Consider the following 19,121-nt stretch of genomic DNA (forward strand, 5'->3'; position numbering starts at 1 on the left):
TCCAACTGGGGATGCCCGAACTCCCCGCCCCCGACTACCCCGCCGACGTGCGCGCCCGGCTCGAAGCGGACGCCCGGGAGGTGATCGCCCGCTACCCGGACTCGCGCTCCGCGCTGCTGCCGCTGCTGCACCTGGTGCAGTCCGAGGAGGGCCACGTCACCCGCACCGGCATGCGCTTCTGCGCCGACGTGCTGGGGCTGACCACCGCCGAGGTCACCGCCGTCGCCACCTTCTACACGATGTACCGGCGCAAGCCGAGCGGCGACTACCAGGTCGGCGTCTGCACCAACACGCTCTGCGCCGTCATGGGCGGCGACGCGATCTTCGACGAGCTCAAGCGGCACCTCGGCGTCGGCAACCAGGAGACCACCGACGACGGCAAGGTCACCCTCGAACACATCGAGTGCAACGCCGCCTGCGACTTCGCGCCCGTCGTGATGGTCAACTGGGAGTTCTTTGACAACCAGACCCCCGAGAGCGCCAAGCGCCTCGTCGACGACCTGCGCGCGGGCCGCCCCGTCACCCCGACCCGCGGCGCGCCCCTGTGCACGTTCAAGGAGACGGCCCGCATCCTCGCCGGCTTCCCCGACACGAGGCCCGGCGCGGTCGAAGCCGGCGGCGGCGCGGGCCCGGCCTCCCTCATCGGCCTGAAGCTCGCCAAGGGCGAGGCCCTCCCGCCCCGCGTCGTCCACCCGCGCGGCGAGGCGGCCGAGGCGGACCACAGCGGCCAGGCGCCCCACGACGGCCCCGTGCCGGGCTCCGGCCACCTCAGCTCGCACGACGCACCACAACAGACCTCCGCGTCCGACCCGAAGCACCCGGCGGGCCCGGTCAGCGGGGAGGGGGAGTGATGACCTTGGCACCCGCCATCGGGGAGACCAGCCCCGAGAAGCTGCTCTCACCGGTCCTGTCCGCCTTCTGGGACGAGCCCCGCCCCTGGACCCTGGACACCTACCGGCGCCACGACGGCTACGAAGGGCTGCGCAAGGCCCTCGCCATGACCCCCGACGACGTCATCGCGTACGTCAAGGACTCCGGCCTGCGCGGCCGCGGCGGCGCGGGCTTCCCCACCGGGATGAAGTGGCAGTTCATCCCGCAGGGCGACGGCAAGCCGCACTACCTCGTCGTCAACGCCGACGAGTCGGAGCCCGGCACCTGCAAGGACATCCCCCTCCTCTTCGCCAACCCGCACTCCCTCATCGAGGGCATCGTGATCGCCTGCTACGCGATCAGGTCCTCGCACGCCTTCGTCTACCTGCGCGGCGAGGTCGTCCCCGTCCTGCGCCGCCTCCACGAGGCCGTCCGCGAGGCGTACGAGGCGGGCTACCTCGGTCAAAACGTCCTCGGCAGCGGCCTCGACCTCGAACTGACCGTGCACGCCGGAGCCGGCGCGTACATCTGCGGCGAGGAGACCGCCCTGCTCGACTCGCTGGAGGGCCGCCGCGGCCAGCCCCGACTGCGTCCCCCCTTCCCCGCCGTCGCCGGTCTGTACGCCTGCCCCACCGTCGTGAACAACGTCGAGTCCATCGCGTCGGTTCCCGCCATCCTCCACCGGGGCAAGGACTGGTTCCGGTCGATGGGCAGCGAGAAGTCCCCCGGCTTCACGCTGTACTCGCTGAGCGGCCACGTCGCCGCCCCCGGCCAGTACGAGGCCCCGCTCGGCATCACGCTGCGCCAGTTGCTCGACATGAGTGGCGGCATGCGGCCCGGCCACCGGCTGAAGTTCTGGACGCCGGGCGGCTCGTCGACGCCGATGTTCACCGACGAGCACCTCGACGTGCCCCTCGACTACGAGGGCGTCGGCGCCGCCGGGTCCATGCTCGGCACCAAGGCGCTCCAGTGCTTCGACGAGACGACCTGCGTCGTCCGCGCCGTGACCCGCTGGACCGAGTTCTACGCCCACGAGTCCTGCGGCAAGTGCACCCCCTGCCGCGAGGGCACGTACTGGCTGGTGCAGCTGCTCCGCGACATCGAGGCGGGCAAGGGCAAGCCGTCCGACCTCGACAAGCTCGCCGACATCGCCGACAACATCAACGGCAAGTCGTTCTGCGCCCTCGGCGACGGCGCCGCCTCGCCGATCTTCTCCTCCCTGAAGTACTTCCGCGAGGAGTACGAGGAGCACATCACCGGCAGGGGATGCCCCTTCGACCCGGCCAGGTCGACCGCCTGGGCGGACAACCACGTGGAGGTGACGGCATGACCGTCATGGCATCGAACCCCGCCGGCGGCGGGGCCGCCCCGGTGCCGCCGGAGGACCTGGTCACGCTGACCATCGACGGCGTCGAGGTCTCCGTCCCGAAGGGGACGCTGGTCATCCGGGCCGCCGAGCAGATCGGCATCGAGATCCCCCGGTTCTGCGACCACCCCCTCCTCGACCCGGCCGGCGCCTGCCGCCAGTGCATCGTCGAGGTCGAGGGCCAGCGCAAGCCCATGGCCTCGTGCACGATCACGTGCACGGACGGCATGGTGGTGAAGACCCAGCTCACCTCGAAGGTCGCCGAGAAGGCCCAGGTCGGGGTGATGGAGCTGCTGCTCATCAACCACCCCCTGGACTGCCCCGTCTGCGACAAGGGCGGCGAGTGCCCCCTGCAGAACCAGGCCGTCTCGCACGGCCGGGCCGACTCCCGCTTCGAGGGCCGCAAGCGGACCTACGAGAAGCCCGTCCCGATCTCCACGCAGGTCCTCCTCGACCGCGAGCGGTGCGTGCTCTGCGCCCGCTGCACCCGCTTCTCCCAGCAGATCGCCGGCGACCCGATGATCGAGCTGGTGGAGCGCGGCGCCCTCCAGCAGGTCGGCACCGGCGAGGGCGACCCCTTCGAGTCGTACTTCTCCGGCAACACCATCCAGATCTGCCCGGTCGGCGCCCTCACCTCCGCGGCGTACCGGTTCCGCTCCCGCCCCTTCGACCTGGTCTCCAGCCCCTCCGTGTGCGAGCACTGCGCCGGCGGCTGCGCCACCCGCACCGACCACCGGCGCGGCAAGGTCATGCGGCGGCTCGCCGCCAACGACCCGGAGGTCAACGAGGAGTGGCTGTGCGACAAGGGACGCTTCGCGTTCCGGTACGCGCAGCAGCGGGACCGCCTCACCACGCCCCTCGTGCGCGGCGACGACGGCACCCTGCGGCCCGCGTCGTGGCCGGAGGCGCTCCGGGCGGCGGCGCGCGGCCTGGTCCGCGGCCGCACCGGCGTCCTCGCCGGCGGGCGGCTCACGGTGGAGGACGCCTACGCGTACGCCAAGTTCGCGCGCGTGGTGCTCGACACGAACGACATCGACTTCCGCGCGCGCGTGCACAGCGGCGAGGAGGCCGACTTCCTGGCCGCCCGGGTCGCCGGGCACGGTCGCGACCTGGACGGCCGCGGCGTCACGTACGGCATGCTGGAGAAGGCGCCCGCCGTGCTGCTCGCCGGGTTCGAGGCGGAGGAGGAGGCGCCCGGCGTCTTCCTGCGGCTGCGCAAGGCGTGGCGCAAGCACGGGCAGCGCACGTACGCCATCGCCCCGTACACGACCCGCGGCCTGGAGAAGGCGGGCGGCACGCTGCTGCCCGCCGCGCCCGGCACGGAGACCGAGTGGCTGGACGCCCTCGCGGCCGGCGCCGACCTCGCGGGGCCGGGCGCCGTGGCGGCACGGGCCCTGCGCGAGGAGGGCGCCGTCATCCTCGTCGGCGAGCGCCTCGCCGGCGTGCCGGGCGCGCTGTCCGCCGCCGTACGGGCCGCCGCCGCGACCGGCGCCCACCTGGCGTGGATCCCGCGCCGGGCCGGTGAGCGCGGCGCGGTCTGGGCGGGCGCCCTCCCGACGCTGCTGCCCGGTGGCCGCCCGGCCACCGACCCGCGGGCCCGCGAGGAGACGGCGACCGCGTGGGGCGTACGGGAACTGCCGCACCGCTACGGGCGCGACACGGGCCAGATCGTGGAGGCCGCCGCCACCGGCGAGCTGGGCGCGCTGCTCGTCGGCGGCGTCGACGTGGCGGACCTGCCGGACCCGGCACGCGCGCGTGAGGCGCTCGACGCGGCGTTCGTCGTGTCGCTGGAGCTGCGGCCCGGCGAGGTCACCGAGCGGGCCGACGTGGTCCTCCCGGTCGCGGCGGTCGCGGAGAAGGCCGGCACGTTCCTCAACTGGGAGGGACGGGTCCGGATGTTCGAGGCGGCGCTGAAGCCCGAGCACCTGGCGAACGCGCTGCCGCCGGCCGACGCGCGCGCCCTGCACATGCTCGCGGACGCGATGGACGTGCACTTCGGCCTGCCCGACCTGCGGACCGTGCGGCGCGAGATGGACCGGCTCGGCGCGTGGGACGGCGGGCGGGCCGACGACCCCGCCGAGGCCCGGCTGCCGCTGCCCCGCGCCGGCGAGGGCGAGGCCGTCCTGGCCGGCCACCGGATGCTGCTCGACCTGGGCCGCCTCCAGGAGGGCGACGAGGCGCTCGCCGGGACCCGGCACGCCGCGCTCGCCCGCCTGTCGCCCGCCACGGCCGCCGAGACCGGCGTCGAGGACGGCGACCTGCTCCGGGTGACCGGCCCGGCCGGCTCCGTCGAGCTGCCGCTGCGGGTGACCGAGATGCCCGACCGGGTGGTGTGGCTGCCGCTCCGCTCGACCGGCGGCGGCGTCCTGTCCGACCTGGGCACGGCCCCCGGCCGCCTGGTCCGCCTCACCCCGGCCGCCCCCCACCCATCGGACTCGACGGACTCGACGGAGGTGCGCGCATGAACCCGGCCCTCCTCGCGGCCGAGGACCTCTCCATGTTCGGCCGCGACCCCTGGTGGCTCGTGGTGCTCAAGGCGGTCTTCTGCTTCGCCTTCCTCATGGTCACCGTGCTGATCTCCATCGTGATGGAGCGCAAGGTCGTCGCGTGGATGCAACTGCGCGTCGGCCCCAACCGGCACGGCCCCTGGGGCCTCCTCCAGTCCCTCGCGGACGGCGTCAAGCTGATGCTGAAGGAGGACGTCGTCGTCAAGCGGGCGGACAAGGTCGTCTACGTCCTCGCCCCGATCGTCGCCGCCGTCCCCGCGTTCATGGCGATCGCCGTGATCCCCTTCGGCCCGGCGGGCAACGAGGTCTCGATCCTCGGCCAGCGGACCACGATGCAGCTGACCGACCTGCCGATCGCGATGCTGTACATCCTCGCGGTCGCCTCCGTCGGCATCTACGGCATCGTCCTCGCCGGCTGGTCGTCCGGCTCGACGTACCCGCTGCTCGGCGGGCTCCGCGCCTGCGCGCAGATGATCTCGTACGAGATCGCGATGGGCGCGGCCTTCGCCTCCGTCTTCCTCTACTCCGGGTCCATGTCGACCTCGGCGATCGTCGACGCGCAGGCGGACCGCTGGTTCGTGGTGCTGCTGCCGGTGTCGTTCCTGATCTACATGGTGACGATGGTCGGCGAGACCAACCGGGCCCCGTTCGACATGCCGGAGTCCGAGGGCGACCTGGTCGGCGGCTTCAACACCGAGTACAGCTCCATCAAGTTCGCGATGTTCATGCTGGCCGAGTACGTCAACATGGTCACCGTCTCGGTCGTCTCGGTCACCCTCTTCCTGGGCGGCTGGCGCGCCCCGTACCCGATCTCGGGGCTGTGGGAGGGCGCGAACCACGGCTGGTGGCCGATGCTCTGGTTCATCGGCAAGGTCGTGCTGCTGCTGTTCCTCTTCGTCTGGCTGCGCGGCACGCTGCCCCGCGTCCGCTACGACCAGTTGATGAAGCTCGGCTGGAAGGTCCTCATCCCCGTCTCGGTCGTGTGGCTGATGCTCGTCGCGACCGTGCGCGCCCTGCGCAACGAGAACGTCGCGTTCCAGTCGATCGTGCTGTACGTCGCCGCCGCGGTCCTGGCGGTGCTGCTGCTGTCCTTCGTCGCCGACATGTTCCGCGACCGGAAGGCGAAGGCCGCGGGCGGCCCCGAGGAGACCGCGCAGACCGGTGAGTTCGACCCGATGGCCGGCGGGTTCCCGGTGCCGCCGCTGCCCGGGCAGACCCTGCCGCCGGTGCCGCGGCGACGGCCGCGCGGTGAGGGCGAGCTGATTGTCAGTGGCCCGGCAGATACTGCGAGTGACGGAAAGGAGACGGACGGTGTCTACTGAATCATCCCGGGGGGACACCCCACGGACCCCCTTCCAGAACCCGGTGGCCGGCTTCGGCGTGACCTTCAAGGCCATGTTCAAGAAGCGGCTGACGGAGCAGTACCCGGAGCAGCAGAAGACGACGGCGCCCCGCTTCCACGGCAGGCACCAGCTCAACCGCCATCCGGACGGGCTGGAGAAGTGCGTCGGCTGCGAGCTGTGCGCCTGGGCGTGCCCCGCCGACGCCATCTACGTGGAGGGCGCGGACAACACCGACGAGGAGCGCTACTCGCCCGGCGAGCGGTACGGCCGCGTCTACCAGATCAACTACGCCCGCTGCATCCTGTGCGGGCTGTGCATCGAGGCGTGCCCGACGCGGGCGCTGACCATGACGAACGAGTTCGAGCTCGCCGACAGCTCCCGCGAGAACCTGATCTACACCAAGGAGCAGCTCCTCGCGGGCCTCCAGGAGGGCATGGTCGACACGCCCCACGCCCTCCACCCGGGGACGGACGAGCAGGACTACTACCGGGGCCTGGTCCACGAGGCGGCGCCGGGCACGGTCCGGCAGGTCGCGGTCAGCAAGGGCGAGCAGCCCCCGCAGGAGGCCGCGTCGGACTTCGGCGGGAACGAACCCGCGTCCGAGAAGGTGATCGGGGCATGACCGCGAACACGCTGGCCGCCGCCTACACCACCTCGACCGGTGAGGCCGTGCAGTTCTGGCTGCTCGGCACGGTCGCGGTGATCGGCGCGCTGTGCACCGTACTGATGCGCAAGGCCGTGCACAGCGCGCTGTGCCTGGCCGGGACCATGGTCGTCCTGGCGGTCTTCTACCTCGCCAACGGCGCGTACTTCCTGGGCGTCGTGCAGGTCGTGGTCTACACGGGCGCGATCATGATGCTGTTCCTCTTCGTCGTGATGCTCGTCGGCGTCACCGCCGCCGACTCGCTGAAGGAGACCATCAAGGGCCAGCGCTGGCTGGCCCTGCTGTGCGGGCTCGGCTTCGGCGCCCTGCTGATCGCCGGCATCGGCCGCGCCTCGCTGGACACGTTCAACGGCCTGGGCACGGCGAACGCCGGCGGCAACGTCGAGGGCCTGGCGACGCTGCTGTTCACCAAGTACGTCTTCGCCTTCGAGATCACGGGCGCGCTGCTCATCACGGCCGCGGTCGGCGCGATGGTGCTGACGCACCGGGAGCGCACCGAGCGGGCCCGCACGCAGCGGGAGCTGTCGGAGCAGCGGGTGCGCGAGGGCAAGCAGCTCCCGCCGCTGCCGGCACCCGGCGTGTACGCCCGGCACAACGCCGTGGACGTCGCCGGCCTGCTGCCGGACGGCACCCCGTCCGAGCTGACCGTGAACCGCACGCTGCGGGCGCGCGGGCAGGTCCGTGACGTCTCGGCGCAGGCGCTGGAGGACCTGCGGGCGCTGGAGCAGCGCGCCGAGGAGCGGCTGGGCCGCCGGCGGGACGGAGAGGAGGCGGCCAAGTGAATCCCGTCAACTACCTGTATCTCGCCGCCCTGTTGTTCACCATCGGCGCGGCCGGGGTGCTGATCAGGCGCAACGCGATCATCTTGTTCATGTGCGTGGAGCTGATGCTCAACGCCTGCAACCTGGCGCTGGTCGCGTTCTCCCGGCTGCACGGCAACCTGGACGGCCAGATCATCGCCTTCTTCACGATGGTCGTCGCCGCCGCGGAGGTCGTGGTCGGGCTGGCGATCATCGTGTCCCTGTTCCGTGCCCGCCATTCGGCCTCGGTCGACGACGCCAGCCTGATGAAGCTGTAAGGGGTCGCTGAATCGTGGAGAACCTGATCGCGCTGCTCGTCGCGGCGCCCCTGCTCGGAGCGGCCGTCCTGCTGTGCGGCGGCCGGCGGCTGGACGGGGCCGGGCACTGGCTCGGCACGCTGCTCGCCGCGGCCTCCTTCGTCGTCGGCGCGGTGCTCTTCGCCGACATGCTGGGGAAGGGCGCGGAGGACCGGGCCCTGCACCAGAGGTTGTTCAGTTGGGTGCCGGTCGAGGGCTTCCAGGCGGACATCGCCTTCCAGCTCGACCAGTTGTCGATGACGTTCGTCCTGCTCATCACCGGGGTCGGCACGCTCATCCACGTCTACTCCATCGGCTACATGGAGCACGACGAGCGCCGCCGCCGCTTCTTCGGCTACCTGAACCTGTTCCTCGCGGCGATGCTGCTGCTCGTCATCGCCGACAACTACCTGCTGCTGTACTTCGGCTGGGAGGGCGTGGGCCTCGCCTCGTACCTGCTGATCGGGTTCTGGCAGCACAAGCCGAGCGCGGCGACGGCCGCGAAGAAGGCGTTCCTGGTCAACCGCGTCGGTGACATCGGCCTCTCCGTCGCGATCATGCTGATGTTCACCACCTTCGGGACGTTCGCCTTCGGGCCGGTGCTCGACTCGACCGGCGAGACGTCCGAGGGCATGCTGACGGCGATCGGGCTGATGCTGCTGCTCGCCGCCTGCGGCAAGTCCGCGCAGGTGCCGCTGCAGTCCTGGCTCGGTGACGCGATGGAGGGCCCGACCCCCGTGTCGGCGCTCATCCACGCGGCGACGATGGTGACGGCCGGCGTGTACCTGATCACCCGTTCCGGTGCGATCTTCAACGCGGCGCCGGACGCGCAGCTCGCCGTCGTGGTGGTCGGCGCGGTCACGCTCCTCTTCGGTGCGATCGTCGGTTGCGCGAAGGACGACATCAAGAAGGCCCTCGCCGGTTCGACGATGTCGCAGATCGGCTACATGGTCCTCGCGGCCGGCCTCGGCCCGATCGGCTACGCCTTCGCGATCATGCACCTGGTGACGCACGGCTTCTTCAAGGCCGGTCTGTTCCTCGGCGCCGGATCGGTCATGCACGGCATGAACGACGAGGTCGACATGCGCAAGTACGGCGGCCTGCGGAAGTACATGCCCGTCACGTTCGTGACGTTCGGCCTCGGCTACCTGGCGATCATCGGCTTCCCCGGCCTGTCGGGCTTCTGGTCCAAGGACAAGATCATCGAGGCGGCGTTCGCGAAGGGCGGCGCCGAGGGCTGGATCCTCGGCGCGGTCACCCTGCTCGGCGCCGGGATCACCGCGTACTACATGACCCGCGTGATGATCATGACGTTCTTCGGGGAGAAGCGCTGGCAGCCCGCGCCCGACCCGGACGGGGCGGCCGACGTCGAACCCGGTGCCCAGGCGGCGCCCGGCGCGATGCCGCACCCGCACGAGTCCCCGAAGTCCATGACCGTCCCGATGGTCCTGCTGGCCTTCGGATCGGTCTTCGCGGGCGGGCTGTTCTCGCTGAACAGCGCGTTCGTCACCTGGCTGGAGCCCGTCACGGACTTCGACCACGGCCACCCGCCGATCGGCGCCGGGGTCATCACCACGGCGACGGTCGTCGTCCTGCTGATCGGCGTCGGCATCGCGTACGCGCAGTACGGGCGCAGGCCCGTGCCCGTGGTCGCGCCGCGCGGCTCGCTGCTCACCCGGGCGGCCCGCCGCGACCTCCTCCAGGACGACTTCAACCACGTGGTCCTGGTGCGCGGCGGCGAGCACCTCACCCGCTCGCTGGTCTACGTCGACCACACCCTCGTCGACGGCGTCGTCAACGGCACGGCGGCGGCGATGGGCGGTCTCTCCGGCCGGATGCGCAAGCTGCAGAACGGCTTTGCCCGCTCCTATGCGGTCTCGATGTTCGGAGGTGCTGCGGTGCTGATCGCCGCGACCCTGCTGATGAGGGCGGTGTGACCGCGATGTCCTTTCCCCTCCTGACCGCGACGGCGTTGCTGCCGGCGGCCGGTGCGATCGTCACCGCCGCCGTCCCGGCCGCCCGGCGCACCGCCGCCAAGTGGCTGGCGCTGCTGTTCTCGCTCGGCACGCTCGCGCTCGCCGTGGCCGTCCTGGTCCGCTTCGACCCCGGCGGCGAGCGGTACCAGCTCACCGAGTCGCACGCCTGGATCAAGGACTTCGGGGTGCGGTACGAGCTCGGGGTGGACGGCATCGGCGTGGCGCTGGTCGCGCTCACCGCGTTGCTCGTGCCGTTCGTCGTCCTCGCCGGGTGGCACGACGCCGACCCGCTGGAGACGAAGTCGAAGCGGTGGCGGCCCACGCAGGGCTTCTTCGCCCTGATCCTGATGGTCGAGGCGATGGTGATCCTCTCCTTCGAGGCCACCGACGTCTTCCTCTTCTACATCCTCTTCGAGGCCATGCTCATCCCGATGTACTTCCTCATCGGCGGCTTCGGGGACCGCGCCCACGCGGGCGGCGACGACAGGGCGGCCGCCCAGCGGTCGTACGCCGCGGTGAAGTTCCTGCTCTACAACCTGGCCGGCGGGCTCGTCATGCTCGCCGCCGTGATCGGGCTGTACGTCGTCGCGGGGAACTTCTCGCTCACCGAGATCGCCGCCGCCCGGGCGAGCGGCGAGCTGGAGATGGCGACCAACACGGAGCGGCTGCTGTTCCTCGGCTTCTTCTTCGCGTTCGCCGTGAAGGCCCCGCTGTGGCCGCTGCACACCTGGCTGCCCAACGCGATGGGGGAGTCCACGGCGCCGGTCGCGGTGCTCATCACGGCCGTCGTCGACAAGGTCGGCACGTTCGCGATGCTCCGCTACTGCCTCGGCCTGTTCCCGGAGGCGTCGCGGTGGGCCACGCCGGCGATCATCGTCCTCGCCCTGGTCAGCATCGTCTACGGGGCGCTGCTCGCGGTCGGCCAGCGGGACATCAAGCGCCTGATCGCGTACGCGTCGATCTCCCACTTCGGCTTCATCATCCTGGGCATCTTCGCGATGACCAGCCAGGGCCAGAGCGGCGCCACGCTCTACATGGTCAACCACGGCATCTCGACGGCCGCGCTGATGCTGGTCGCCGGGTTCCTGATCTCGCGGCGCGGCTCGCGCCTGATCGCGGACTACGGCGGCGTGCAGAAGGTCGCCCCGGTCCTCGCGGGCACCTTCCTCGTCGGCGGCCTGGCCACGCTGTCGCTGCCCGGCCTCGCGCCGTTCGTCAGCGAGTTCCTGGTCCTGGTCGGCACGTTCGCCCGGTACCCGGTCGCGGGGGTCGTCGCCACCACCGGCATCGTCCTGGCGGCGCTCTACACGCTGGTGCTGTACCAGCGGACGATGACCGGTCCGGTGAAGGAGGAGGTCCGGGCCATGCCCGACCTGCGGCCGCGCGAACTGGCCGTGGTGGCCCCGCTGATCGCGCTGCTGCTCTTCCTCGGCGTCTACCCGAAGCCGCTCACCGACATCGTCAATCCGGCGGTGCGGCACACCATGTCCGACGTACAGCAGAAGGATCCCCGGCCCGATGTGGAGGCGGCCAAGTGAGCACTACGGACTTCCACACCCTGTGGACGACGGCCGCCGAACCGCTCGGCAAGATCCCCGCGCCGGAGATCGAGTACGCCCAACTGGCCCCGGTCCTCATCGTGGTCGGCGCGGCGATCCTCGGCGTCCTCGTGGAAGCCGTCGTCCCGCGCCGCGCCCGGTACCACACGCAGCTCTTCCTCAGCGGCGTGGCGCTCGCCTGCGCGTTCGCCGCGGTCGTCGGCCTCGCCCTCACCGGGCACGGCACGACGAAGGCGCAGATCTCCGCGATGGGCGCCATCGCCGTCGACGGGCCGGCGCTCTTCCTCCAGGGCACGATCCTGCTGACCTCGCTCGTCGCGGTGTTCACCTTCGCCGAGCGGCGACTCGACCCGGCCCGCCACGGCCACCGCGTCGACTCGTTCGCCGCCGAGGCCGCCGCCGTGCCGGGCAGCGACCACGAGAAGGCCGCGGTCAAGGCCGGGTTCACCACCACCGAGGTGTTCCCACTGGTGCTGTTCGCCATCACGGGCATGCTCGTCTTCCCGGCCGCCAACGACCTGCTGACGCTGTTCATCGCGCTGGAGGTCTTCTCGCTGCCGCTGTACCTGCTGTGCGCCGTCGCCCGCCGCAAGCGGATGATGTCGCAGGAGGCCGCGGTCAAGTACTTCCTGCTCGGCTCGTTCGCCTCCGCGTTCCTGCTGTTCGGCATCGCCCTGCTGTACGGCTACGCGGGCTCCGTCTCGTACGCCCGGATCGCGGACGTCGTGGGCGGCGCGGTCGGCACGGTCGACCCGGCGCTCGCGGCGACCATGAGCAACGACGTGCTGCTGCTCATCGGCTTCGCGATGGTGATGATGGGGCTGCTGTTCAAGGTGGGCGCCGTGCCGTTCCACATGTGGACACCGGACGTCTACCAGGGCGCCCCGACCCCCGTCACGGGCTTCATGGCGGCGGCCACCAAGGTCGCGGCGTTCGGCGCGATGCTGCGCCTGCTCTACGTGGTCCTGCCGGGGCTGCGCTGGGACTGGCGGCCCGTCATGTGGGGCGTCGCCATCGTCACGATGCTGGCCGGCGCGATCGTCGCGATCACGCAGACCGACATCAAGCGGCTCCTCGCCTACTCGTCGATCGCCCACGCGGGTTTCATCCTGGCGGGTGTCATCGCCGCGACGCCGTCCGGGATCTCGTCGACGCTGTTCTACCTGGCGGCGTACTCCTTCGTGACGGTCGGCGCGTTCGCGGTGGTCACGCTGGTGCGGGACGCGGGCGGCGAGGCGACGCACCTGTCCAAGTGGGCGGGGCTGGGACGGCGTTCGCCGCTGGTGGCGGCGGTGTTCGCGGTGTTCCTGCTGGCGTTCGCCGGCATCCCGCTGACGTCCGGCTTCTCCGGCAAGTTCGCCGTGTTCAAGGCGGCGGCCGAGGGCGGCGCGGGCGCGCTGGTGGTGGTCGGTGTGATCGCGTCGGCGATCGCCGCGTTCTTCTACGTCCGGGTCATCGTGCTGATGTTCTTCAGCGAGCCGCACCCGGAGGGGCCGACCGTGGCCGTGCCGTCGCCCCTGACGATGACGGCGATCGGCGTGGGGGTCGCGGTGACGCTGGTGCTGGGCGTCGCCCCCCAGTACTTCCTGGACCTCGCGGGCCAGGCGGGGGTGTTCGTCCGGTAGCCGGTGTTCCGGAGGCGTACGGGACGCGTACGCGCGCGGACGGACGGCCGGGCGGGGTGCGGGCGGCGCACCCCGCCCGGCCGTGTCGCGCGCGGCCCGCCCCTCCGGGCGGCCCGCCCGCGGGCGGCGCGGGTCACTTCTCCGCGGGGCAGCGCACGTCGGGGTTCCACTCGTGGAACATCCCCTTCGGGTTGGGCTTGTGGATCCACACGTGCAGGTCGTAGTGGGCCTTGACCCCGGCCTCGACACCGGGCGACGGCCCGAGGAAGGGCTGGCCGAACATCGTCGGCCGGTCGTCGTCGGTCGCGAGGTCCTGGTCGGCGTCCTCGACGAACCACTCCACCCCGACCAGCCGCAGCGTCCCGTCCTCGGCCTTCTCGTACATGAGGGCGGCGGGTTTCGCCGGATCGGTCGTGTTGTTGTGTGCCTTGTTGACGTAGTGGTACCCCATGCCGCCCTCGCCGGCGCGGGCGATGCAGCCGCGCAGCGGCAGGTAGCCGTCCGCGACGGCCCGCTCGACCCGGTGGTACTTCTGCGTCGCGCTGTACGCCGTCATCAGGTCGGCGCGCACGGTGGTGTCGTCGTCGGGGGCGGCCGCCGCGGGTGCCGGGCCCGCCAGGAGCGCCAGGGGGACGAGAGCGGTGACGGCGACGGCGGACAGGGGCCCTTTCGGCTTCATGCGCTGCTCCTCGGGGGACGGAGGGAGGTGCCTCCGGGCGCCCGGCGGGTCCGGGCGGGTTCGGACGGGTCCGGGCGGGCTCTTTCCGTGCCCCGCCCCCAGCAGCATGTGCCGGGCCGCCCCCCGCCCGCATCCGGAGTCGGCCATAGGGCGGAAAGCGCCCTGTCCCACGGGTCATGTCCATGGCATGGTGCTCCTGGGAACTGGTTCAGACCAGTCGCGGACCGCGGCGGGCCACGGCAGGCCGCGCCCGGCCGCGGCGACGACGAGGAGGGGCGCGGGCGACGATGCGCGGCACCACGGTCCTACCGGGGGAGAACGACGCGGCCGGACAGCCGGAGGCGCTGCCGATGCACCGCCTCGAGGTCCCGATGCCCGACGCGGTGCCGTTCGCGGTCGGCACGTTCGACACGATCGGCCCCATGGCCCGGGCCGCCTTCCCGCACCGGCACACCTTCTACGAGATCGTGCACGTCACCGCCGGGCGCGGCGCCCACGTGACCGACCTCGCCCGCTGGCCGCTGCGCCCGCCCCACCTGGGCTTCCTCGTGCCCGGCCAGATCCACCACTGGGAGGGCGCGGCCGGGGTGGACGGCTCCGTCGTCCTGTTCACCGAGGACTTCCTGCTCGACCACCCCGGCGACCGCGCCCTGCTGCGCCTCCTCGCCGAGCGGCCCTGGCCCACCCTCGACGAGCGGTCCGCCGCCCAGGCCGCGCGGCTGCTGGCCGACCTCCACGACGAGTACGGCCGCGGCGCCGAGGGCTGCTCCTCCGTGCTGCGCGCCCTGCTGCACGTCCTCGTCGTCCGCGCGGCGCGGCTGTACGGCACCGGGCCCGCCGCCCACGGCCGGCCCGGCACCCGGCCGGGCGCCGTCGCCGAGGAGTTCACGCGGCTGATCGGCCGCGGCGACCCGGCCCTGTGGTCGGTGGGGGCCTGCGCCGCGCGCATCGGCGTCACCCCCGGCCACCTCACCGACGCCGTCAAGGCCGCGACCGGCCGCACTCCGGGGCAGTTGGTCCGCGAAGCCCGCGCCCACGAGGCGAAACGGCTCCTCGCCCGCACCGACCTGACGGTCCGCCAGGTGGCGGGCCGGGTCGGCTTCGACGACGCCGCGTACTTCTGCCGCTTCTTCCGCCGCGAGACCGGCGTCAGCCCCGGCGACTTCCGGCGCGGCGCCGAGGCGCGCGGCGGGGGAGCGGCGCCGGGCGGCGGGGGGACCGGGGGTCGGGGGCGCGCCCGCGATATTCACCACGACGACCGTGTCCAGTCCATCGTCCGTCCGTGACGGCGTGCGTAGGTTCGGTGCCGTTCCCCTGACCCCCCCTCCCGACGAGGAGCAGGCATGGACGACCACGACGAGCCCCGCACCGGGCACCCCTCCCGCAAGGCCGTGCTGCGCGCCGCCCTGGCGGCCGGTGTCGCCGCCCCCGCGGTGTTCATGGGCGCGCCGGCACTGGCCCGGGCCACCGCCGCCTCCCCCGGCGCCCGCCCGGCCCTGACCCCCACCTGCGACGACGGCGACGACCCCACGCCGCCGCAGATGGAGGGCCCCTACTTCAAGCCCAACTCCCCCCGCCGCACGTCACTGCTGGAATCGGGCACCCCCGGCGTGCGCCTCACCGTCTCCGGGTACGTCTTCGGGCTCGGCTGCAGCCCGATATCCGGCGTCCTGCTCGACTTCTGGCAGGCCGACAACAACGGTGCCTACGACAACACCGGGTTCCGCTTCCGCGGCCACCAGTACACCGACGCGCAGGGCGCGTTCCGCCTCACCACGATCGTGCCGGGGCTGTACCCGGGGCGCACCCGCCACATCCACGTCAAGGCGCAGGCGCCCGGCCGCCCGGTGCTGACCACGCAGCTCTACTTCCCGAACGAGCCCCGCAACGCGACGGACTCGCTGTTCGACCCGCGGCTGCTGATGACCGTGCACGACGCGGGCGGCGCCCGGGAGGCGGCGTTCGACTTCGTCCTGAACGTGCCGCAGTCGCCGGGCCCGAGCCCCACCCCGACCACCCCGCCGCCCGGCGGCGGCACGTGGGCGGTGGGCACGGCCTACCGGGCCGGCGACCGGGTCACGTACGGCGGGCGCGGCTACGTCTGCCTCCAGCCCCACACCGCCCAGACCGGCTGGGAGCCGCCGAACGCGCCCGCCCTGTGGCGGGCCGAGTGACCATCGCGGGACGCGGCTGAACCCGAGGGGGGAGCCGCATGGGCCCGGCACCCGGAGCCGGGGTGCCGGGCCCTTCGACGTCCGGAGGATCAGACGGCGGGCGTGATCCGTCCGGTGACCTCGCCCAGGCCGACCTTCACGCCGTCCGGGCCGGGCGCCCACGCGGTGAGCGTGACCTCGTCGCCGTCCTCCAGGAACGTCCGCTTCCCGGTGGACAGGTCGAGCGCGTCCCGCCCGTTCCACGTCAGCTCCAGCAGCGAGCCGCGCTGGTGCGTCTCGGGCCCGCTGACCGTGCCCGAGCCGTACAGGTCGCCGGTGCGCAGCGACGCGCCGTTGACGGTCATGTGCGCCAACTGCTGCGCGGCCGTCCAGTACATGGTGGAGAACGGCGGCTCGGCGACGACCTCGCCGTTGATCTCCACGGTGATGTGCAGCTCGTACCCGCCGGGCTCGTCCTCGTCCGCGTCGTCCAGGTACGGCAGCAGCGGGAAGTCGCGGGCCGGAGGGGCCACGCGGGCCGCGTCCAGGGCCTCCAGCGGCGTCACCCACGCCGACACCGACGTGGCGAAGGACTTGCCGAGGAACGGGCCCAGCGGCACGTACTCCCACGCCTGGATGTCGCGCGCCGACCAGTCGTTGAGGAGCGTCAGCCCGAAGACGTGCTCCCGGAAGTCGCCCAGCGCCACCGGGCGGCCCGTCTCCGACGGCGTGCCGACGACGAAGCCCACCTCCGCCTCGATGTCCAGCTTCGTGGACGGCCCGAAGACCGGCGCCGGGTCGGTTGGGGCCTTGCGCTGCCCGGAGGGGCGCACCACGTCGGTGCCGGAGACCACGACGGTGCCGGACCGGCCGTGGTAACCGATCGGCAGGTGCTTCCAGTTGGGCGTGAGCGGCTCGCCGTCCGGGCGGAACATGCGGCCGACGTTCGACGCGTGGTGCTCGCTCGCGTAGAAGTCGACGTAGTCGGCCACCTCGTACGGCAGGTGCAGCGTCACCGCGTCCAGCGGGTGCAGCAGCGGCTCGACGTCCGCGCGGTGCGCGGGCGACGTCAGCCACGCCGTCAGCGCCCGGCGCACGTCGCGCCAGACCGTGCGGCCCGCCGCCATCAGCGGGTTGAGGGAGGGCTGGGCGAGCAGGCCGGCGTACGACGAGCCGAGCGCGTGCGCCGCGGCCCCGGCGTCCAGGACGTGGCTGCCGATCCGGACGCCGACCCTGCGGCGGCCGGGTTCGTCGGCGGTCGAGAACACGCCGTACGGGAGGTTGTGCGGGCCGAAGGGGTCGCCTTCGGCGAGGTCGAGCGGGCTCGGTGAGGGCTGCTCGGGCATCGGTGCTTGCCTCGCTTTCCACGTGTGTGGGGGACACGTTACGACCGAGGCGCGCGCTTCTCCCAGGCGCGGCGGAGGAGTGCCTCGTCACCCCCGCGGCACACGGGTTCCGCCGTGCTCCGGGGGCGGAGGAACGGCCACCCGCGCCGGCCGCCCCGCGCGCGGGAGACGGCGCTGTGGCCGTACCGGGGACCAAGGCGTCGAGACCCCCTCCCCACACGCGCCGGAGGTGGCACGGGCACCGGGGACGCCGAGGTGGGGGTGGGAGCCACCCTCCGCGCGCGGGAGGCAGGTCCTCCACACCGCCAGCAGGGCTGGCGAGGAGGCGGGACGCCGCCCCCGCGCGGGAGGTCAGGTCCGTTCCGCGTCACCGGCGGCGGGTGGCGGACGGGGCGACGTAGCCCGCCACGGAGACGAGCCGTCCCCGCACGCGGGAGGAGGGTGAGCGGCGGCGTGCCGCGTACCACGGCGGTCCGGCCGCTCCCCCGCGCCTAGGAGGCGGGTCGCCGGGCTTCCGCCACCGGGGCCCGGTCAGCCGCTCCCGCGCGCGGGAGGCGGATGCCGCTGTACGGCCTCGGCAGCGGGGCCGGAGGGCCGCTCCCACGCGCGCGGGAGGCGGATGCCGTCCGGGAAGGGGACGGAAAGGGACGGAAGGGGAGCGTCCGTGTGATCCGCCTCATGCGGCACGGGGGTGCGGGCGCCCGGAGCGGCCCCTCCACGTGCGTGGATCCGGCCGTATGCGCCGATCGCGAACATACCGGGGGTGGCGGGAAGGTGCCCACGGCGATCCAAACGGGACCGGATACGCTGACGTGAGTGAATCCAGCGACACGTCGACAATCCGTGTGATCGTCCGCAGACAGGAGACCCCCTCGTGACCGCAGTCGGGCCGTTCGGGCTGAGCGTGCGGGACCAGGCTCTCGAAGCCGATGTCCAGACAGGGTTGGCGGCTGTCGAGGCCGGACTGCTCGACGCCACCAAGAGCGACGTGCCGTTCATCACGGAGGCGGCGCAGCACCTGGTACGGGCGGGCGGCAAGCGCTTCCGTCCGCTGCTCGCGATGCTCGCCGCGCAGTTCGGCGACCCGCACGCGCCCGGCGTCGTCCCGGCGGCCGTGGTCGTCGAGCTCACCCACCTGGCCACGCTGTACCACGACGACGTGATGGACGAGGCGCTCGTACGACGCGGTGTGGAGAGCGCCAACACGCGCTGGGGCAACTCGGTCGCCGTCCTCACGGGCGACTTCCTCTTCGCGCGCGCGTCGCACATCCTGGCGGACCTCGGCCCCGAGGCGGTGCGCATCCAGGCGGAGGCGTTCGAGCGGCTGGTCACGGGCCAGATCCTGGAGACCGCCGGCCCCCGCGACGGGAACGACCCGGTCGAGCACTACCTGGACGTCATCGCCGGCAAGACCGGCTCCCTGGTCGCCGTCTCCGGCCGGTTCGGCGCGATGATGGCGGGCGCCGGGGAGCGGTTCACGGAGATCCTGACGCAGTACGGCGAGCGGCTGGGCGTGGCGTTCCAGTTGGCCGACGACGTCCTGGACATCGCCTCGGACTCCCACGAGTCGGGCAAGACGCCCGGCACCGACCTGCGCGAGGGCATCGCCACCCTGCCGGTCCTCCACCTGCGCGCCCTGGCGGAGCAGCACGGCCGGGCCGAGGACGTGGAGCTGGTCGAGCTCCTGGAGGGCGACCTGACGGACGACGCCCGCCACGCCGAGGCGCTGCGTCGGCTGCGCGTCCACCCCGCGCTGGAGCTGGCCCGCCGCGACACGGTGCGGTACGCGCAGGAGGCGCGGGCGATGCTGGCCCCGCTGCCGGACGGGTACGCGAAGGCCGCGCTCGTCGAGCTGTGCGACCTGGTGGTGCACCGGGCGGGCTGAACCGTGCCCGCGCGCGTGAGCGGGGCGTTCGGAGCCGTATGGGGGAAGACCC

The 19,121-nt window shown here is 72.7% G+C and carries 15 protein-coding genes; 13 read left to right on the forward strand and 2 right to left on the reverse strand.

What is annotated here, in order from left to right:
- The first annotated feature begins 11 nt into the window (after positions 1 to 11).
- Genes nuoE through nuoN form a run of 10 tightly spaced genes read left to right on the forward strand, consistent with a single transcriptional unit; the run spans position 12 to position 13,006 of the window.
- Positions 12 to 851, forward strand: coding sequence for an NADH-quinone oxidoreductase subunit NuoE (nuoE, locus tag RND61_RS06050; RefSeq protein ID WP_315876877.1), 840 nt, complete (start codon positions 12 to 14; stop codon positions 849 to 851).
- A complete protein-coding gene (nuoF, locus tag RND61_RS06055; protein WP_315876731.1) occupies positions 851 to 2,200 on the forward strand; it encodes an NADH-quinone oxidoreductase subunit NuoF in 1,350 nt (449 codons plus the stop codon). The genes nuoE and nuoF overlap by 1 nt, the downstream gene beginning before the upstream one ends.
- Positions 2,197 to 4,701, forward strand: coding sequence for an NADH-quinone oxidoreductase subunit G (locus RND61_RS06060; RefSeq protein ID WP_315876732.1), 2,505 nt, complete (start codon positions 2,197 to 2,199; stop codon positions 4,699 to 4,701). Before nuoF ends, RND61_RS06060 begins: the two co-directional genes overlap by 4 nt.
- Positions 4,698 to 6,065 carry an NADH-quinone oxidoreductase subunit NuoH gene (gene nuoH / locus RND61_RS06065; RefSeq protein ID WP_315876733.1) on the forward strand — a complete coding sequence of 456 codons (1,368 nt, stop codon included), beginning with the start codon at positions 4,698 to 4,700 and terminating at the stop codon, positions 6,063 to 6,065. The genes RND61_RS06060 and nuoH overlap by 4 nt, the downstream gene beginning before the upstream one ends.
- Positions 6,055 to 6,708: an NADH-quinone oxidoreductase subunit NuoI gene (gene nuoI / locus RND61_RS06070; protein ID WP_315876734.1), complete on the forward strand. Its 654-nt coding sequence runs from the start codon at positions 6,055 to 6,057 to the stop codon at positions 6,706 to 6,708. Before nuoH ends, nuoI begins: the two co-directional genes overlap by 11 nt.
- Positions 6,705 to 7,532 (forward strand): NADH-quinone oxidoreductase subunit J, encoded by an 828-nt coding sequence (locus tag RND61_RS06075; protein WP_315876735.1) that lies wholly within the window; start codon positions 6,705 to 6,707, stop codon positions 7,530 to 7,532. Before nuoI ends, RND61_RS06075 begins: the two co-directional genes overlap by 4 nt.
- The gene (nuoK, locus tag RND61_RS06080) at positions 7,529 to 7,828 is read left to right on the forward strand and encodes an NADH-quinone oxidoreductase subunit NuoK (RefSeq protein WP_315876736.1); all 300 of its coding nucleotides are present in this window, start codon (positions 7,529 to 7,531) and stop codon (positions 7,826 to 7,828) included. Before RND61_RS06075 ends, nuoK begins: the two co-directional genes overlap by 4 nt.
- A gap of 14 nt (positions 7,829 to 7,842) precedes the next feature.
- A complete protein-coding gene (nuoL, locus tag RND61_RS06085) occupies positions 7,843 to 9,783 on the forward strand; it encodes an NADH-quinone oxidoreductase subunit L (RefSeq protein WP_315876737.1) in 1,941 nt (646 codons plus the stop codon).
- Positions 9,784 to 9,788: 5 nt separating this feature from the next.
- The gene (locus tag RND61_RS06090) at positions 9,789 to 11,360 is read left to right on the forward strand and encodes an NADH-quinone oxidoreductase subunit M (RefSeq protein ID WP_315876738.1); all 1,572 of its coding nucleotides are present in this window, start codon (positions 9,789 to 9,791) and stop codon (positions 11,358 to 11,360) included.
- Positions 11,357 to 13,006, forward strand: coding sequence for an NADH-quinone oxidoreductase subunit NuoN (nuoN, locus tag RND61_RS06095; RefSeq protein WP_315876739.1), 1,650 nt, complete (start codon positions 11,357 to 11,359; stop codon positions 13,004 to 13,006). The genes RND61_RS06090 and nuoN overlap by 4 nt, the downstream gene beginning before the upstream one ends.
- Positions 13,007 to 13,139: 133 nt before the next feature.
- Here nuoN and RND61_RS06100 read toward each other — a convergent pair whose 3' ends face one another.
- The gene (locus RND61_RS06100; RefSeq protein ID WP_315876740.1) at positions 13,140 to 13,685 is read right to left on the reverse strand and encodes a hypothetical protein; all 546 of its coding nucleotides are present in this window, start codon (positions 13,683 to 13,685) and stop codon (positions 13,140 to 13,142) included.
- Between the two features lie 287 nt (positions 13,686 to 13,972).
- Here RND61_RS06100 and RND61_RS06105 point away from each other — a divergent pair, with 287 nt between their 5' ends.
- Positions 13,973 to 14,971 carry an AraC family transcriptional regulator gene (locus RND61_RS06105; protein WP_315876742.1) on the forward strand — a complete coding sequence of 333 codons (999 nt, stop codon included), beginning with the start codon at positions 13,973 to 13,975 and terminating at the stop codon, positions 14,969 to 14,971.
- Between the two features lie 57 nt (positions 14,972 to 15,028).
- On the forward strand, positions 15,029 to 15,859 hold the full coding sequence (locus RND61_RS06110) for a dioxygenase family protein (RefSeq protein WP_315876743.1): 831 nt from the start codon (positions 15,029 to 15,031) through the stop codon (positions 15,857 to 15,859).
- An 89-nt stretch (positions 15,860 to 15,948) separates the two neighbouring features.
- On the opposite strand, the gene fahA is transcribed toward RND61_RS06110, so the two are convergent.
- The gene (gene fahA, locus RND61_RS06115) at positions 15,949 to 17,184 is read right to left on the reverse strand and encodes a fumarylacetoacetase (protein ID WP_315876744.1); all 1,236 of its coding nucleotides are present in this window, start codon (positions 17,182 to 17,184) and stop codon (positions 15,949 to 15,951) included.
- 874 nt (positions 17,185 to 18,058) lie between these two features.
- Between fahA and RND61_RS06120 the strand changes: the two genes are divergently transcribed.
- Entirely contained in the window at positions 18,059 to 19,069 is a 1,011-nt protein-coding gene (locus RND61_RS06120) for a polyprenyl synthetase family protein (RefSeq protein ID WP_315876745.1), read from the forward strand.
- Positions 19,070 to 19,121: the final 52 nt, after the last annotated feature.

Source organism: Streptomyces tamarix (assembly GCF_032423885.1).
In the GTDB taxonomy this organism is placed as follows: Bacteria; Actinomycetota; Actinomycetes; order Streptomycetales; family Streptomycetaceae; genus Streptomyces; species Streptomyces tamarix.

Bases quoted from the DNA above. Each gene is read 5' to 3' on its own strand.
- nuoE (WP_315876877.1), top strand. From the start codon at position 12: ATGCCCGAACTCCCCGCCCCCGACTACCCCGCCGACGTGCGCGCCCGG.
- nuoF (WP_315876731.1), top strand. From the start codon at position 851: ATGACCTTGGCACCCGCCATCGGGGAGACCAGCCCCGAGAAGCTGCTC.
- RND61_RS06060 (WP_315876732.1), top strand. From the start codon at position 2,197: ATGACCGTCATGGCATCGAACCCCGCCGGCGGCGGGGCCGCCCCGGTG.
- nuoH (WP_315876733.1), top strand. From the start codon at position 4,698: ATGAACCCGGCCCTCCTCGCGGCCGAGGACCTCTCCATGTTCGGCCGC.
- RND61_RS06075 (WP_315876735.1), top strand. From the start codon at position 6,705: ATGACCGCGAACACGCTGGCCGCCGCCTACACCACCTCGACCGGTGAG.
- RND61_RS06090 (WP_315876738.1), top strand. From the start codon at position 9,789: ATGTCCTTTCCCCTCCTGACCGCGACGGCGTTGCTGCCGGCGGCCGGT.
- RND61_RS06100 (WP_315876740.1), bottom strand. From the start codon at position 13,685: ATGAAGCCGAAAGGGCCCCTGTCCGCCGTCGCCGTCACCGCTCTCGTC.
- RND61_RS06105 (WP_315876742.1), top strand. From the start codon at position 13,973: ATGCGCGGCACCACGGTCCTACCGGGGGAGAACGACGCGGCCGGACAG.
- RND61_RS06110 (WP_315876743.1), top strand. From the start codon at position 15,029: ATGGACGACCACGACGAGCCCCGCACCGGGCACCCCTCCCGCAAGGCC.
- fahA (WP_315876744.1), bottom strand. From the start codon at position 17,184: ATGCCCGAGCAGCCCTCACCGAGCCCGCTCGACCTCGCCGAAGGCGAC.